Annotated in this window: 22 protein-coding genes and 1 tRNA gene; 2 read left to right on the top strand and 21 right to left on the bottom strand. The window is 27.7% G+C overall.

Features of this window, described 5'->3' with window-relative positions; all coding sequences use genetic code 11:
• The 16 genes from rplP to tusD form a co-directional block, all read right to left on the bottom strand.
• Positions 1–405 carry a 50S ribosomal protein L16 gene (gene rplP / locus AB4W50_RS01825; RefSeq protein WP_367677067.1) on the bottom strand — a complete coding sequence of 135 codons (405 nt, stop codon included), beginning with the start codon at positions 403–405 and terminating at the stop codon, positions 1–3.
• A gap of 2 nt (positions 406–407) precedes the next feature.
• A complete protein-coding gene (gene rpsC / locus AB4W50_RS01830; RefSeq protein WP_367677068.1) occupies positions 408–1,124 on the bottom strand; it encodes a 30S ribosomal protein S3 in 717 nt (238 codons plus the stop codon).
• A gap of 20 nt (positions 1,125–1,144) precedes the next feature.
• The gene (rplV, locus tag AB4W50_RS01835; RefSeq protein ID WP_367677069.1) at positions 1,145–1,477 is read right to left on the bottom strand and encodes a 50S ribosomal protein L22; all 333 of its coding nucleotides are present in this window, start codon (positions 1,475–1,477) and stop codon (positions 1,145–1,147) included.
• Between the two features lie 15 nt (positions 1,478–1,492).
• Positions 1,493–1,771, bottom strand: coding sequence for a 30S ribosomal protein S19 (rpsS, locus tag AB4W50_RS01840; RefSeq protein WP_367677070.1), 279 nt, complete (start codon positions 1,769–1,771; stop codon positions 1,493–1,495).
• A gap of 14 nt (positions 1,772–1,785) precedes the next feature.
• Positions 1,786–2,613 carry a 50S ribosomal protein L2 gene (gene rplB, locus AB4W50_RS01845; RefSeq protein ID WP_367677071.1) on the bottom strand — a complete coding sequence of 276 codons (828 nt, stop codon included), beginning with the start codon at positions 2,611–2,613 and terminating at the stop codon, positions 1,786–1,788.
• A gap of 15 nt (positions 2,614–2,628) precedes the next feature.
• Positions 2,629–2,931 carry a 50S ribosomal protein L23 gene (gene rplW, locus AB4W50_RS01850; RefSeq protein ID WP_367677072.1) on the bottom strand — a complete coding sequence of 101 codons (303 nt, stop codon included), beginning with the start codon at positions 2,929–2,931 and terminating at the stop codon, positions 2,629–2,631.
• Entirely contained in the window at positions 2,928–3,533 is a 606-nt protein-coding gene (rplD, locus tag AB4W50_RS01855) for a 50S ribosomal protein L4 (RefSeq protein ID WP_367677073.1), read from the bottom strand. The genes rplW and rplD overlap by 4 nt, the downstream gene beginning before the upstream one ends.
• A gap of 9 nt (positions 3,534–3,542) precedes the next feature.
• Positions 3,543–4,172: a 50S ribosomal protein L3 gene (gene rplC / locus AB4W50_RS01860; RefSeq protein WP_367677074.1), complete on the bottom strand. Its 630-nt coding sequence runs from the start codon at positions 4,170–4,172 to the stop codon at positions 3,543–3,545.
• Positions 4,173–4,202: 30 nt separating this feature from the next.
• Entirely contained in the window at positions 4,203–4,514 is a 312-nt protein-coding gene (rpsJ, locus tag AB4W50_RS01865) for a 30S ribosomal protein S10 (RefSeq protein WP_367677075.1), read from the bottom strand.
• Positions 4,515–4,783: 269 nt separating this feature from the next.
• Positions 4,784–5,968, bottom strand: a complete 1,185-nt coding sequence (gene tuf, locus AB4W50_RS01870; RefSeq protein WP_367677076.1) for an elongation factor Tu — start codon at positions 5,966–5,968, stop codon at positions 4,784–4,786.
• A gap of 57 nt (positions 5,969–6,025) precedes the next feature.
• A complete protein-coding gene (fusA, locus tag AB4W50_RS01875; RefSeq protein ID WP_367677077.1) occupies positions 6,026–8,134 on the bottom strand; it encodes an elongation factor G in 2,109 nt (702 codons plus the stop codon).
• Between the two features lie 115 nt (positions 8,135–8,249).
• Positions 8,250–8,720, bottom strand: a complete 471-nt coding sequence (rpsG, locus tag AB4W50_RS01880; RefSeq protein WP_367677078.1) for a 30S ribosomal protein S7 — start codon at positions 8,718–8,720, stop codon at positions 8,250–8,252.
• 43 nt (positions 8,721–8,763) lie between these two features.
• A complete protein-coding gene (gene rpsL, locus AB4W50_RS01885) occupies positions 8,764–9,138 on the bottom strand; it encodes a 30S ribosomal protein S12 (protein ID WP_367677079.1) in 375 nt (124 codons plus the stop codon).
• Positions 9,139–9,232: 94 nt separating this feature from the next.
• Complete coding sequence (tusB, locus tag AB4W50_RS01890) at positions 9,233–9,520, bottom strand: sulfurtransferase complex subunit TusB (protein ID WP_367677080.1); 288 nt, start codon at positions 9,518–9,520, stop codon at positions 9,233–9,235.
• 19 nt (positions 9,521–9,539) lie between these two features.
• Positions 9,540–9,899, bottom strand: coding sequence for a sulfurtransferase complex subunit TusC (gene tusC, locus AB4W50_RS01895; protein WP_367677081.1), 360 nt, complete (start codon positions 9,897–9,899; stop codon positions 9,540–9,542).
• Positions 9,900–9,905: 6 nt separating this feature from the next.
• Positions 9,906–10,298 carry a sulfurtransferase complex subunit TusD gene (gene tusD, locus AB4W50_RS01900; RefSeq protein ID WP_367677082.1) on the bottom strand — a complete coding sequence of 131 codons (393 nt, stop codon included), beginning with the start codon at positions 10,296–10,298 and terminating at the stop codon, positions 9,906–9,908.
• Positions 10,299–10,492: 194 nt separating this feature from the next.
• Between tusD and tsgA the strand changes: the two genes are divergently transcribed.
• Positions 10,493–11,662, top strand: coding sequence for an MFS transporter TsgA (gene tsgA, locus AB4W50_RS01905; protein WP_367677083.1), 1,170 nt, complete (start codon positions 10,493–10,495; stop codon positions 11,660–11,662).
• Positions 11,663–11,678: 16 nt separating this feature from the next.
• Here tsgA and trpS read toward each other — a convergent pair whose 3' ends face one another.
• The 4 genes from trpS to aroK are packed head-to-tail and all read right to left on the bottom strand — an operon-like array spanning position 11,679 to position 15,062.
• The gene (gene trpS, locus AB4W50_RS01910) at positions 11,679–12,674 is read right to left on the bottom strand and encodes a tryptophan--tRNA ligase (protein WP_367677084.1); all 996 of its coding nucleotides are present in this window, start codon (positions 12,672–12,674) and stop codon (positions 11,679–11,681) included.
• Between the two features lie 32 nt (positions 12,675–12,706).
• On the bottom strand, positions 12,707–13,384 hold the full coding sequence (gene rpe, locus AB4W50_RS01915; RefSeq protein WP_367677085.1) for a ribulose-phosphate 3-epimerase: 678 nt from the start codon (positions 13,382–13,384) through the stop codon (positions 12,707–12,709).
• A 34-nt stretch (positions 13,385–13,418) separates the two neighbouring features.
• Positions 13,419–14,507 (bottom strand): 3-dehydroquinate synthase, encoded by a 1,089-nt coding sequence (aroB, locus tag AB4W50_RS01920; RefSeq protein WP_367677086.1) that lies wholly within the window; start codon positions 14,505–14,507, stop codon positions 13,419–13,421.
• A gap of 33 nt (positions 14,508–14,540) precedes the next feature.
• Positions 14,541–15,062 (bottom strand): shikimate kinase AroK, encoded by a 522-nt coding sequence (aroK, locus tag AB4W50_RS01925; protein ID WP_367677087.1) that lies wholly within the window; start codon positions 15,060–15,062, stop codon positions 14,541–14,543.
• A gap of 236 nt (positions 15,063–15,298) precedes the next feature.
• On the opposite strand from aroK, the gene AB4W50_RS01930 reads away from it, so the two are divergent.
• Positions 15,299–15,388: transfer RNA gene (locus AB4W50_RS01930), tRNA-Ser, on the top strand.
• A gap of 43 nt (positions 15,389–15,431) precedes the next feature.
• On the opposite strand, the gene deoD is transcribed toward AB4W50_RS01930, so the two are convergent.
• Positions 15,432–16,139, bottom strand: a complete 708-nt coding sequence (gene deoD, locus AB4W50_RS01935; RefSeq protein WP_367677088.1) for a purine-nucleoside phosphorylase — start codon at positions 16,137–16,139, stop codon at positions 15,432–15,434.
• Positions 16,140–16,206: the final 67 nt, after the last annotated feature.

Below are 16,206 nucleotides of genomic sequence, written 5' to 3' on the forward strand. Positions count from 1 at the left end.
TCACCATTTACTTACAAAAGTTGTTTTAACAGATAATTTTGATGTTGCTAACTTAAATGCTAATCTAGATTCATCCTCAGACAATCCAGAAATTTCATATAATACTTTACCAGGTTGTACCAATGCTACCCAATATTCAACATTACCTTTACCTTTACCCATCCTAACTTCTAGTGGTTTTTGTGTAATTGGTTTATCTGGAAAAACTCTTATCCATAGTTTACCCTGTCGTTTCATAGATTTTGTAATTGCTCGTCTTGCCGACTCAATTTGACGTGATGTTAATCTACCAAGTGTAATTGCTTTTAAACCAAAAGTTCCAAAGCTAATATTAGAATTTAAAATCATTCCTCTATTTCGACCTTTATGCATTTTACGAAATTTTGTACGCTTAGGTTGTAACATGATTATAATAACCTCCGTACTCTAGGTAATATTCGATACTGCCTTTTTTCATGTAAAAAACTTTTATTTTCATTTTTTAAAAATTGCATACCATCCAAAATTTCTCCTTTAAACACCCAAACTTTCACTCCAATTATACCATAAGTAGTATGTGCTTCAGATAAACTATACTCAATATTTGCACGTAAAGTATGTAATGGTACACGACCTTCACGATACCATTCTCGACGTGCAATTTCGGTTCCTCCTAATCTTCCACTAACTTCTACCTTAATACCTTTAGCACCTTGACGCATAGCATTTTGTACTGCACGTTTCATTGCTCTTCTAAACATAATTCTTCTTTCAAGCTGCATAGTAATATTATCTGCAATTAATTTAGCATCTAACTCAGGTTTTTTAACTTCGGAAATATTAATTTGTGTGGGAAAACCAGTCATACCTGCTACAATTAACCTTAATTTTTCAACATCTTCACCTTTTTTACCAATAACAATACCAGGACGAGATGTATAAATAGTTACACGCACACTTTTAGCAGGTCTTTCAATTACAATACGTGAAACAGATGCTTTTTTTAGTTTTGTATTTAAGAAAGCTCGTATTTTGAAATCACTATATAAATATTCGCAAAACTCTTTTTTTTGCGCAAACCAAGTAGAATTCCAAGTTTTTATTATACCTAATCGCATACCATGAGGATGTACTTTTTGACCCATAACTATTTTTCTCCTTAATGTTATTCATCAGATAAAATAACAGTAATATGACTAGTTCGTTTTAAAATTCTATCTGAACGACCTTTTGCTCGTGGCATCATCCTCTTCATCGTAGGACCAGAATCAACAAAAATACTTTTTATAAACAAATTATCTATACCTATACCATAATTATGCTCTGCATTTGCAATTGCTGACTTCAATAACTTGATTACAAAAAACGCTGTTTTTTTTTTATGAAAATATAATGTATTAAGTACTTGACATACTTTCTTACCTCTAATAGTATCTACTACTAATCTAACTTTTTGAGCTGATGACTTTACCTTACGATATTTTGCTATGATTTCCATAAATTCATCTTATGCCTATTTTTTTTTAATTTTTTTATCAGATATATGTCCTCGATAAGTTCTAGTTAGTACAAATTCTCCTAACTTATGTCCTACCATTTCTTCAGTAATAAAAATTGGTATATGTTGTCTACCATTATGGATTGAAATTGTTAATCCAACCATATTTGGAAAAATTGTTGAACGTCTGGACCATGTTTTTAATGGTTTTTTATTTCCATCTGCTACATATTTTTCAACTTTTTTGAATAAACTAATATCAATAAAAGGACCTTTTTTAATAGATCGCGGCATATAATACCCTTATATTACTTATTATAATTACGATTTCGTAAAATAAATTTTTCAGTTCGTTTATTTTTACGTGTTTTTTTTCCTTTCGTTTGTTGACCCCATGGTGTAACCGGATGTTTACCAAAATTTCTACCTTCTCCACCTCCATGGGGGTGATCAATAGGATTCATTGCTGTACCCCGTACAGTTGGTCTAATTCCTCTCCAGCGCGAAGATCCTGCCTTACCTAACATTTGTAACATATGTTCAGAATTACCCACTTCACCGACTGTTGCACGGCATCTGCCATCAATTCTCCGTATTTCTCCTGAACGTAACCTAATACTAACATAACTACCTTCATAAGCAATAATTTGTGCAGAACTTCCGGCAGTACGAGCAATTTGTCCACCTTTACCAATTTTTATTTCAATATTATGAATCAATGTTCCAGTTGGTATATTCTTTATAGGTAAACTATTACCAATTTGTATTGGAACTTTTTCACCAGAAATAATCTTCGATCCGACTAACAAACCTTTTGGAGCTAAAATATAGTTTCTTGTACCATCTTCATATAAAATTAAAAATATATTAGATGATCGATTAGGATCATATTCCAAACGTTCTATTTTAGCATAAATATTATCTTTAGTACGCTTAAAATCAATTATACGATACATTCTTTTGTGTCTACCACCAATATGCCGCATAGTAATACGACCAAGATTATTTCTACCTCCGCTTTTACTGTTATGTTGTATAAGCGGTTGAAATGGACGACCATGATATAAATTTTGTTGTACTACTTTAACAACATGACGCCTTCCTGGAGAAGTCGGGTTACATTTAACAATTACCATAATAAAATTTTACCTTTAAATAACATTATTAATAAAATCCAAATTTTGACCTGGTTTTAATTGAACATATGCTTTTTTCCAATGGTTACGCCGGATATTGTACTTACCTCGTTTTTTTACTTTCCCTTTTATTAATACTGTATTAACGCGCTCAATTTCAACTGAAAATATTTTTTTTACAGCCTGTTTAATATCATTTTTATTAGATTTTACTGCAACCTTTAATATTATTGTATTATTTTTTTTTAAAACAAGAGTTGATTTTTCAGAAATATGTGGTGTATACAACACATCGAATAATTTATAGTCAGATATCATATGAGTATTGTCTCAATTTTTTTAATTGCAGCAATAGTTATAATAATATTTTTAAAATTAATTAAACTAACTGGATCAATTGACTTTACTTCGTGCACACATACTTTATATAAATTACGTGATGCTAATAATAAATTATCATCTACTTTATTTACAATAATATATGCTTCATGTAACGATATACTCTTTAATTTATCAAATAAAAGTTTTGTTTTTGGTTGCGATATAGAAAAATTTTTAAAAATAAATAAACGATTTTGTTGAATTAATTTCGAAAAAATACTTCTTAATGCTCCACGATACATTTTTTTATTAATTTTTTGTGTATATGATTTAGGTTTTGCTGCAAAAGTAACCCCACCAGTCCTCCAAATCGGACTTCGAATAGAACCTACACGAGCACGACCTGTACCTTTTTGACGCCAGGGTTTTTTCCCAGAACCAGACACTTCTGATCTGTTCTTTTGAGCACGACTACCTTGTCTAGCACTAGCAAGATAAGCAGTAACTACTTGATGTACTAGTGCTGTATTAAATTTTTTTTTAAAAATAATATCTGAAACAGAAATACAAGATTGTTCTTCTTGAACAATTAATTGCATATTCACTCCTTATAATTTTATTGCTGGCTTAACAATAATATTTCCACCTACCGCACCAGGAATAGAACCCTTGACAAACATTAAATTCATCTTAAAATCAATTTGTATTACTTTTAAATTTTGAATTGTTACACGTTTATTACCTAATTGACCAGACATTTTTTTACCTTTAAATACTCTACCTGGAGTTTGATTCTGACCAATAGACCCCGGAGCTCTATGTGATAACGAATTACCATGAGTAGCATCTTGCATACTAAAATTCCAACGTTTTACTGTTCCTGAAAATCCTTTTCCTTTAGTAACTCCAGAAACATCAACTTTATTAATAGAATTAAATAAAGTAATATCAATAATTTGACCTAATTTAAAAACCTCACTTTCATGAATTCTAAATTCCCATAAACCAATCCCTGCTAACACTCCAGATTTATTAAAATGACCAACTTCTGGTTTAAGTAATTTTTTTTTTTTCTTAATTCCTGTTGTTAATTGAATTGCATTATAGTGGTCATTAACCTTATTTTTAATTTGTGTAACATAATGCTTTTTAATTTCAATTACTGTAATTGGGGTTGATACACCATCTTGATGAAAAATACGAGTCATACCAATTTTTTTACCAATAAGTCCAATCATAAAATTTTACCAAAAATAATTATATTTTATTTAATCTAAACTGATTTGTACATCTACTCCAGCAGCCAAATCAAGTCGCATTAATGCATCAACAGTTTTTTCAGTCGGTTGAACAATATCAATTAATCGTTTATGAGTACGAATTTCATATTGATCACGTGCATCCTTATCAACATGAGGTGATATCAACACCGTAAATCGTTCTTTTTTTGTTGGTAACGGAATAGGTCCTTTAACTTTTGCACCTGTTCTTTTAGCAGTTGCAACAATCTCAAACGTTGATTGATCAATTAAATGATGATCAAATGCTTTTAATCTAATACGAATTCTTTGGTTCTGCATAAAATAAGGATTCCAATAATATAAATATTAAAAATATCGCATAAAAAAAGCGCAGTTATATAAAAAATTATAAAATAAAATTCTTATGTAAATTTAATCTATATACTAATTTTAAAATCCTAAAAAACATATTAAATTAAATATTTGTATACTATAATAATATTTATAGTTTTATAAATAAAATCAAGAAAAGAGAATGTACTATCTCCCCTTCTTGATAATCATTTAAATCATTATTTATACTACAACCGATAAAATAAATATTTAAATTAATTCATTACTTTAATTACTACACCAGCACCAACAGTTCGTCCACCTTCACGAATCGCAAAACGTAAACCATCAGCCATAGCAATAGGATGTATTAATGTAACAACCATTTTAATATTATCTCCCGGCATAACCATTTCTACTCCGTCAGGTAATTCAATAAATCCTGTAACATCAGTTGTTCTAAAATAAAATTGAGGTCGATAACCTTTAAAAAACGGTGTATGACGTCCACCTTCTTCTTTTGATAAAATATAAACTTCAGATTCAAACTTTGTATGTGGAGTAATACTACCAGGTTTAGCTAAAACCTGTCCTCGCTCTATTTCATCACGCTTTGTGCCTCGTAATAATATACCGACATTTTCTCCAGCACGTCCTTCATCTAATAACTTCCGAAACATTTCAACACCAGTACAAATTGTTTTTGTAGTGGGTTTAATACCAACAATTTCAATTTCTTCACCTACTTTAATAATACCTTTTTCTACTCTCCCAGTAACTACTGTACCTCTACCAGAAATAGAAAATACATCTTCAATTGGCAATAAAAATGCCTGATCAATATCTCTCTTTGGATTTGGAATATAATTATCTAATGCATTTGACAAATCAAGTATTTTTGATTCCCAATTACTATCTCCCTCTAATGCTTTAAGAGCAGATCCACGAATAATTGGGGTATCATCTCCTGGAAAATCATATTGTGTTAATAAATCACGCACTTCCATCTCTACTAATTCTAATAATTCTTCATCATCAACCATATCACATTTATTTAAAAATACCACTATGTGAGGCACACCAACCTGCCGAGCTAATAAAATATGCTCTCTTGTTTGCGGCATAGGACCATCAGTAGCTGCAACAACTAAAATAGCGCCATCCATTTGAGCAGCTCCAGTAATCATATTTTTAATATAATCAGCGTGTCCTGGGCAATCAACATGTGCATAATGTCTAATTTTAGTATCGTATTCAACATGTGATGTATTAATTGTAATGCCTCTTGCTTTTTCTTCCGGCGCATTATCAATTTGATCAAAAGCACGAGCCGAACCACCATAATGTTTAGACAGAACAGTTGTAATCGCAGAAGTTAATGTAGTTTTACCGTGATCTACATGACCTATTGTTCCAACATTAACATGTGTTTTTAATCTTTGAAATTTTTCTTTAGACACGGTTTTTCCTTTTATTCATAATTTTTATAAGTATTAAAAGAAGTTACATGTTATGTATTATTTATCTCGTGATTCCACGATATTTAATGCAATAGTTTTTGGTGTCTCTAAATAATTTAGAAATTCCATAGAATAAGAAGCTCTTCCTTGAGTTTGAGAACGTAAATCTGTTGCATACCCAAACATTTCAGATAAAGGTACTTTTGCAAATATTAATTTTCCTAATGACAAATCTTGCATACCTTCAATAATCCCTCTTCTACGATTTAAATCACCTATAACATCGCCCATATAATCTTCCGGTGTTTCAACTTCAACCTTCATAATAGGTTCTAATAAAATAGGTTTTGCTTTCTTAAAAGCATCTTTAAAAGCCATAGATGCTGCAAACTTAAAAGCAAGTTCAGATGAATCAACATCATGATATGATCCAAAATGTAATCTTACTCCAATATCAACAACTGGATAACCTGCAAGCGGACCAGATTTTAATTGTTCCTGAATACCTTTATCAATTGCAGAAATATATTCATTCGGAATAACACCACCTTTAATATCATTAATAAATCGGTAACCATGTTCATCAATATTTAAAGGAAATAAATCAATTACAACATGTCCATACTGACCTCTACCTCCTGTTTGCTTAATATATTTACCTTCAATATTTTTCACAATATTACAAATTGTTTCACGATACGCTACTTGAGGTTGACCAATATTAGCACCAACATTAAATTCTCTTTTCATACGATCAATAATAATTTCTAAATGTAATTCACCCATACCAGAAATGATTGTTTGATTTGATTCATGATCTGTACGTACTCGAAATGAAGGATCCTCTTTTGCTAAACGGTTTAATGCTAAACCCATACGTTCTTGATCTGTTTTCGTTTTTGGTTCTATTGCAATTGAAATAACTGGCTCAGGAAATTCCATTTTTTCTAAAATAATAGGATGATTTAAATCACATAAAGTATCTCCGGTTGTAACATTTTTTAAACCAATAGCCGCAGCAATATCACCAGCACATACTTCTTTAATTTCTTCTCTTTTATTAGCATGCATTTGAACAATTCTTCCAAATCGTTCTTTTTGCATTTTACCAGAATTTAATATTGTATCACCAGAAGATACAACACCTGAGTAAACTCTAAAAAACGTTAAATTCCCAACAAATGGATCATTAGCAATTTTAAAAGCTAAAGCAGAAAAAAATTCTTTATCATCTGTAATACGTGTAGATACTTTTGATAATTTTGTATCTATTACACCTTCAACTGAAGAAATATCAATAGGAGATGGTAGATATTCAATAATAGCATCTAAAAGAGACTGTATACCTTTATTTTTAAATGCAGAGCCACATGTTACTAATACAATTTCATTTTTTAATACTCTAGAACGTAATGCTAATTTTATTTCTTCTTCTGATATAAAATCATTATTTAAATATTGTTCCATAATCTGTTCATTAGATTCTACTGCTGCCTCAACCAAAATTTGATTCCATTTCTTTGTTTCTAATATCATATTATCAGGAATATTTTTATAAGAGAATGTAATACCTTGATCATCTTCATTCCAATAAATTGCTCTCATTTTTAAAATATCCACTATCCCAACAAAATTTTCTTCTGTACCAATCGGTAATTGTAAAGGAATTGGAATAATTTTCAAGCGTTTTTTCATTTGTTGTAGTACTTGAAAAAAATTTGCTCCAATACGATCCATTTTATTTACAAAAGCAATACGAGGAACATGATATTTATCTGCTTGTCTCCAAACAGTTTCTGATTGTGGTTGTACACCACCTACAGCACAATACACCATAACTGCTCCATCTAAAACACGCATAGAACGCTCGACTTCAATAGTAAAATCGACATGACCTGGAGTATCAATAATATTAATTCTGTGAGATTGAAACTGATTATTCATACCAGACCAAAAAGTCGTAGTTGCAGCTGAAGTAATTGTAATACCACGTTCTTGCTCTTGCTCCATCCAATCCATTGTAGCCGTACCATCATGTACTTCACCAATTTTATGATTAATACCTGTATAAAACAAAATACGTTCTGTTGTAGTTGTTTTACCAGCGTCAATATGTGCACTAATTCCAATATTTCGATAATATGTAATAGGAGTTTTACGAATCATTAAATTCCTCTCTAAAAAAAATAAATATTATGTATCAAGATATATTATAAAATAATTTTGTAATTATATTTAGACTAACATTTTTAAATATATTTAAAATACCTTAAAATCAAAATTACCATCGATAATGTGCAAATGCTTTATTTGCCTCAGCTATACGATGTACCTCATCTCGTTTTTTAATTGCTGCACCTTTTTTATCTAAAATTTCTACAAACTCTTGAAATAATCTCAAAAACATTGAATGATCCTTACGACGACGTGCTGCACTAACAATCCATTTCATAGCTAATGTATTTCTTCGTACTGGACGTACTTCTACTGGTACCTGATATGTTGATCCACCAACACGACGTGACTTCACTTCAACAGTTGGACGCACGTTGTTCAAAATTAATTCAAATACATCTAACTCATTCTTATTGATTTGACGAGATATTTTCTCTAATGCAGAATATACAATAAATTCTGCAATAGATTTTTTACCATTCATCATCAATATATTAATAAATTTTGCTAAAATTTCTGATGCAAACTTTGGATCAGGTAAAATTTTCCTTTGATCAATAATTCGACGACGTGACATAATAAAGCTCCTTTTGTTATATATGTTATATATTATAATAAAATTATTTTTTTACTCTTTTTACACCATATTTCGATCTACTTTTTTTTCGATTTTTAACTCCTGCACAATCCAAAGCACCTCGAACAACATGATATCGTACACCAGGTAAATCTTTCACACGTCCACCACGAATCAAAATCACTGAATGTTCTTGTAAATTATGTCCTTCACCCCCAATATATGCAGTTACCTCAAATCCATTAGTTAACTTTACTCGACATACCTTTCTAAGAGCTGAATTAGGTTTTTTAGGGGTCGTAGTATAAACTCTCGTACAAACACCACGTTTTTGTGGACAACCTTCCAATGCAGGAACGTTGTTTTTAGCTATTCTTTTAACACGTGGCATTCGCACTAATTGATTTATAGTAGTCATACAATCCTTTTTTTTCAACATCATGAATAATAATTGTATATTCAAAACAATATAATATATACAAACAATATACAACTATAAAATATTTTATTTTCTACCAATTCATACATTTTGCATGTTGTTCTGTTAAATTTACAAACTTAGCATAATTAATTAATGTAAAATGACTAGAAATATAATGTGAAACTCCTCTAGCTAATACATCCTCTTCTAATACAAATAAATTTTTTGACTGTTTAATCAATTTATCTAAGAAAAAATTATCACTTAAAGAAATCAAAACACCATCTTGTAATGTAATAAGACTATCTTGAGCAGATAACATGTTTAACATAGAATAAATATCTATTTTAAAAGGCGAATTTGATAATATATGTAACATAAATTTTTTTTATAATTTGTTAAAAGTTTAGAATAAAATCAAATTTTTGTATTTTTTTTCTGATTTTTTTAAAACTACAAATATTTATATTTAGTATAAAATGAGAATGTTCATAAAAACCACGTTGCAACAAAGAATCATAACACAAATAAAAATTATTAATATTATTGGTAATTAAAATTTTAAAAGTAAGATAATAAGATTGTGATAATATATAATGTGGTTTTTGGTAATTTAATATTTGAAATATCCCATCTCCAACAAAAAATATACCTATATTTTCCACATAACATGACATCGATAATGCTAAATTTAAACCTTCTTGACCTAAATTTGTACCATACGGTGCATGTGAAAATATAATCGCTATTTTTTTCATATAAAGTTAAAATTGTAATAAACGATCTGAATGTAGTATTGAATAAGCCAATTTACCTAATCCGACTAACTGAAACCCAAAATAATTATTTTCCTTTACAACATCTACTTGTTGTTCAAAATCTGTAAATCGCATACCTCTAGTTTGTGCCGCAGTACAACAAATATATAAATTAATTGAAAATTCTTTACTAAGATTATACCAACAATCTACTAAATTAATTCCATTTACTACGTTTTTAACAATTTTTATCCCATTAAAAACTCCATCGCTATAAAAAAAAATACTCTTGATAGAATTATTAGTTGTTTGCATAATACTTTGGGAAAATAAAAACGCACTTTTTGCATTTTGTGAATCAAATAACGAACGTGTAACAAGTATAGTATATAATAACATGATATCCAAATAATACAAAGTCAAATTATACAATTATTACAATTTATCTTAACATATAATAAAAAAAAATAAAATACTTATAAATAATTTTAAAAAATTACTGTCATGATATTATTTATACCAATCATGTAAAATTATATAATATCAATACATAACATATAATATTAAAAATATTAACATAAAATACAGAAAATATGAACAATAAAGATAAAATTGGATTAACTATTATTAGTTTTTTAGCATATTATTTAACAGGAGCAATGATTGTTGTAACAGGAGTAATAATAAGAAGTATTTCAGAATATTTTAAATTATCTATTGCAGATATGAGTAGTATTTTTACTTTTCTAAATGCTGGTATATTAGTTTCTATTTTTCTAAACTCTTGGATAACAAAACTTATTTCCTTAAAAAAACAAATTATTTGTGGATTAGGATTAATAATAATATCAATTATAGGATTTATCAAAGTACATAATATACTGATTTTTTGTATTAATATATTTCTACTTGGTATGGTTGGTGGTATTACCATGTCAATAGGAACATTTTTAATTACAAACATTTATTTTGGGAAAGAACGAACGTCAAAACTATTAATTACAGACTCGTTTTTTAGCATGTCCGGTATTATTTTCCCAATTATTTCAGCATTTTTATTAAAAAATAATATATTATGGTATTGGATTTATTTTATTATTGGTATAATATATGCTATCATTTTTATAATTACTTTAAACGTAAAATTTCCAATATACCAACTAGAATCTTATATAACTGATACATCATCAAAAAAAAATTATCGAATCAGTATATTCATGTTATGTTGTTCTGCTTTATGTTATATTCTCGGACAATTAATTTTTATTTCTTGGATTCCGGAATATGCAAGACAAAACATTGGTATGAATATCCAATCAGCTAGTCATTTAGTTAGCAATTTTTGGTTATCTTATATGGTAGGTATGTGGTGTTTTAGTTATATTATAAAATTCATCGATTTACAAATCGCATTAACTATATTAAGTGGTATATCTACATTACTTATGTATTATTTTATTCATAACCATAATATACATTTATTTAATATCATTATGATTGCATTAGGTTTTTTTTCAAGTGCAATTTATACAATAATTATTACTTTAACATCTTTACAAACAAAAACACCATCACAAAAGTTAATAAATTTAATATTAATTTGTGGTACTGTAGGAACATTATTAACATTTATTATTACTGGACCTATTGTATTTAAAATTGGTATACGTGGAGCATTAATCATAGCAAATATACTATATAGTACAGTATTTATATTATCTGTACTGTTAGGGTTTACAAGCAAACATAAAATAAATTTTTAAAAACAATAAACTAAATTTATAAACCAAGAACATTATAAATCTTTTTCATAGTTTTTTTAGCTTGTTTTTTTGCTACACATGCACCAAAATCTAAAATATCACGTAAATAATTTTTTTTATTTTTAAAATAATAAAATTGTTCTTGTAATTGTAATAATTTTTCTGATATAGATTGTGCAACTAATAATTTAAAATGTTTATATGTTGTATTCATTAACATATTTTCTAATACTGCAATACTTATACCTGTTAAACTAGAATAAATATTTAACAGGTTTGAAATACCTGGTTTATTTTTAATATCATAAAAAATTTTATTATCTGAATCAGTTACTGATCTAGTGATCTTTTTTAAAATAGATTCATGATTATCTAATAAAAATATTACATTATTTATATTATTATCCGATTTAGACATTTTATTGTTTGGATTTAACAAAGCCATAATTTTAGCGCCATTTATATTCGGTATATACACTTCAGGTACTGTCACAATATGACCATATAAAAAATTTAATCTTTTAGCAATATCACGTACTAATTCCACATGTTGCATTTGATCCTTACCAACCAATACCTTATGACTTTGGTATAATAAAATGTCTGCAGCCATTAAAATTGGATAATTAAATAAACCAATATTAATATTACTAGAATTCACTTTTGATTTTTTTTTAAACTGTGTCATACGCATTAATTCTCCAAAATGTGTATGACAATTTAATATCCAATTTAATTGACAATGTTCTTGAACCTCTGATTGCAAAAATATTATACTTTTTTTTGGATTCACCCCAACAGCTAAATAAAGAGCTAATGTATCAAAAATATTTTTACGAAACAATTTTTTGTTTTGATTAACTGTTATAGCATGTAAATCTGCAATACTATAAATACAATGGTAAATATCCTGCATATGCATCCAATGCGATATTGTACCAATATAATTTCCTAAAGTAAGTTGACCAGACGGTTGTATAGCACTAAAAATAATTGATTTTGATAACGACATATAGATTCCTATATTTAAAAAATATTACAATATTATTTTTTATGTAAAGCATTTAATTTCTTTTTAATCATATCAATAGTATATTTATAATTATTAGATTGAAAAATACATGAACCTATAACAAATATATCAGCTCCTGCACAAGCAACATTAGCAATATTATTTACATTAATACCACCATCAACCTCTAATAATATTTTTGCATTCACTTCATTAATTTTTTTTCTTACATAATCAATTTTTCTTAAAACAGGTAAAATAAATTTTTGTCCAGAAAATCCAGGCATGACACTCATTAATAAAATAATATCTAAATGATCCATAAAATCAGATAAAATATTCAAAGACGTATTTGGATTAATTGCTAAACCAGCTTTACAACCGCATTGTTTAATTAAAGATAATGTACCTATAATATTTTTACTAGATTCTGGATGAAAAGTAATAAAATCAGCCCCTGCTTTTGCAAATAATGGAATTAAATTATCTACACAGTTAACCATTAAATGTACATCAATAGGTGCTTGAATACCATATTTGCGTAAAGATTTTAAAACCATAGGACCGAAAGTTAAATTAGGAACATAATGATTATCCATAACATCAAAGTGAATTATATCACCACCGGCACGAAGAACATCTGCTACATCTTGACCTAATTTCGAACAATCTGCTGATAAAATTGAAGGAGCAATAAAAAAATTTTTCATTTTCATCTCATATATTTGCAATCATAGAAAGTGGTTATATCAAACATGATTTTATTACATTAATAATAATATCTTGCTGTACATTTTGTAAAACTTGTAATTTACCAATTGCAGTAGGTACAATTAATTGTATAATACCAGAATAACTTTTTTTATCACGTATCATGTATTTTAAATAAGATTCAGGATGCATATCTTTTGGAGCATGAATAGGTAAATCAGCATGTTTAATTAAATTAATCATACGTTTTGCATCATTAGTATTAATTATACCTAATATTTCTGATGTTCGAATTGCCATAACCATACCTACAGATACAGCTTCACCATGTAACCAATGTGAATATTTAAAATGTGCTTCAATGGCATGACCAAATGTATGACCTAAATTTAATAAAAGACGACAATTTTTTTCACGCTCATCTATACTCACGATATTATTTTTTAATTCACAACATTTATAAATACAATATAAAACACTATCTAAATCTAATGATAATATTTTTTTTACATTTTTTTCTAACCATCTAAAAAAAATATAATCAAAGGAAATAGCATATTTAATCACCTCTGAAACACCCGATACTAATTGTTTATATGGTAATGTTGATAAAAAATCAATATCAGTAATTACAGATTCAGGTTGCCAAAAAGTACCAATCATATTTTTACCAAGGATATGATTTACTCCCGTCTTCCCACCTATTGCAGCATCAACTTGTGATAATAATGTTGTAGGAATTTGTACAAATCGTATTCCTCTCTGATAAATAGATGCAGCAAAACCCCCCATATCACCTATAACACCACCTCCCAAAGCAATTAATATCGAATTACGATCATGTAATTTTTTTAATAAATCTGTTAATAATAAATTAATTGAATTTAATGTTTTATAATTTTCACCATCAGATACAATAAATTCATCAACAATAATTTCATGTTCTGAAAAATATTTCAATATTTTTTTTTTCCATAATATTGATATTGTATTGTTTGTTAATAATAAACATCTATCTCCTCTTTTAAAAGGACTGAAAATATGTGTTTGATTAAATATATTATACCCAATATTAATTGGATAAGTATGACTTTTAGTTTTTACAAATAATGTTTTTATCATAATAATATGCTCAAATTCAAATAAAAATATAATTTAAATTGTTTTTAAAGTATTTACGATATAATTTACAATTGATTTTGTATGTTGATTATTAGTATTAATGGTAATATCAGACATTGCTTCATATAAAGGATTTCTAACAATAGCTAATCTTCTCAAAACCATTTCTGATGATTCAGTAGTATTTAATAATGGTCTATGTTTGTCCCGATTAGTACGTAATAATTGCTTTTCAATTGCTACTTTTAAATAAATAATTACACCACGAGCAGATAAAATATTTCTGATTCTTTTTGAAAGAATCGAACCCCCTCCAGTTGCTAATACAATTTTATTCATTTTTGTCAATTCGCTAATTACCTTTTCTTCACGTACTCTAAAACCAGATTCACCTTCTATATCAAATACCCAACTAATATCTACTCCAGTTCGTTTTTCAATTTCATGATCTGAATCATAAAATGACATACCTAGTTGTTTTGATAATTGAAAACCAATCGTACTTTTTCCAGCACCCATTGGCCCTATCAAAAAGATATTTCTTTTTTCAATCATATTTTTAATATTAATTGTTTTTTTATTTTATAATATCTAGTAGGTATCAAACTCTATTAGAAGAAAGAAAAATGTTTCGATAATTAAATATAATCATAATACTATAAATCTTTAAAATAATACAATAAATTTATACACATAACATACTATCGTGAAATATGATTTTTAAATACATAATATTCATACAATAAAATTACTTGATTATATTTATATCATATATGATAATATTATATATCGGTGAGATGTCCGAGAGGATTAAGGAGCATGCCTGGAAAGCGTGTATACATTTATAAAATGTATCAAGGGTTCGAATCCCTTTCTCACCAAAAATATCCATAATTTTTTACATACATCACGTTGTATAAAAAATCATAATATTAATGTATTTAAAGCAAGTTCAATAGTATTATTAAAAGTAAATTCTCGTTCTTTTGGTGTTAAATTTTTATTTAAGATAATATGATCTGATACGGAACATAATGACAATGCTTGTACATTATATTCAGCAGCAATACTATAAATACCTGCCGTTTCCATATCTATACCTAATATTTTATATCTATTTAATACATTATAAAATGATTTATTATGTGTATAAAAAATATCCGTAGTAAAAAAATTTCCAATATGTATTGTAAGGTTCATATCATCAGCACAAGTTTTTGCTTGTAATAATAAATTAAAATCTGCAATTGCTGAAAAATCATAATTTTCAAATTTAATTCGATTAAAATTGGAATCAGTACATGCACCCATTGCAACAACAATATCTTTTAAATGAATTGTGTTTTGTGTTGTACCACATGTCCCTACTCTAATAATTTTTTTAACATTATAAAATTTAATCAATTCTTCAACATAAATACTAGCAGATGGTATTCCCATTCCATGACTCATAATCGAAACTAAAATATTTTTATAATATCCCGTATAACCTAACATATTACGAACATTTGTTATTTGAAATGCATTTTTTAAAAAATTTTCTGAAATATATCTGACACGACGAGGATCACCAGACATAATAACACGATTAGAAAAATCACTTTTTTTAGCATTAATGTGAGGCGTAATCATAATATTTATTACCTTAAAAAATATAAATTTTATCAAATATATTTAAAAATACTATTATCATTATTGT

The organism is Buchnera aphidicola (Takecallis arundicolens) (assembly GCF_964058945.1).
GTDB classification, from domain to species: Bacteria; Pseudomonadota; Gammaproteobacteria; order Enterobacterales; family Enterobacteriaceae; genus Buchnera_L; species Buchnera_L aphidicola_AH.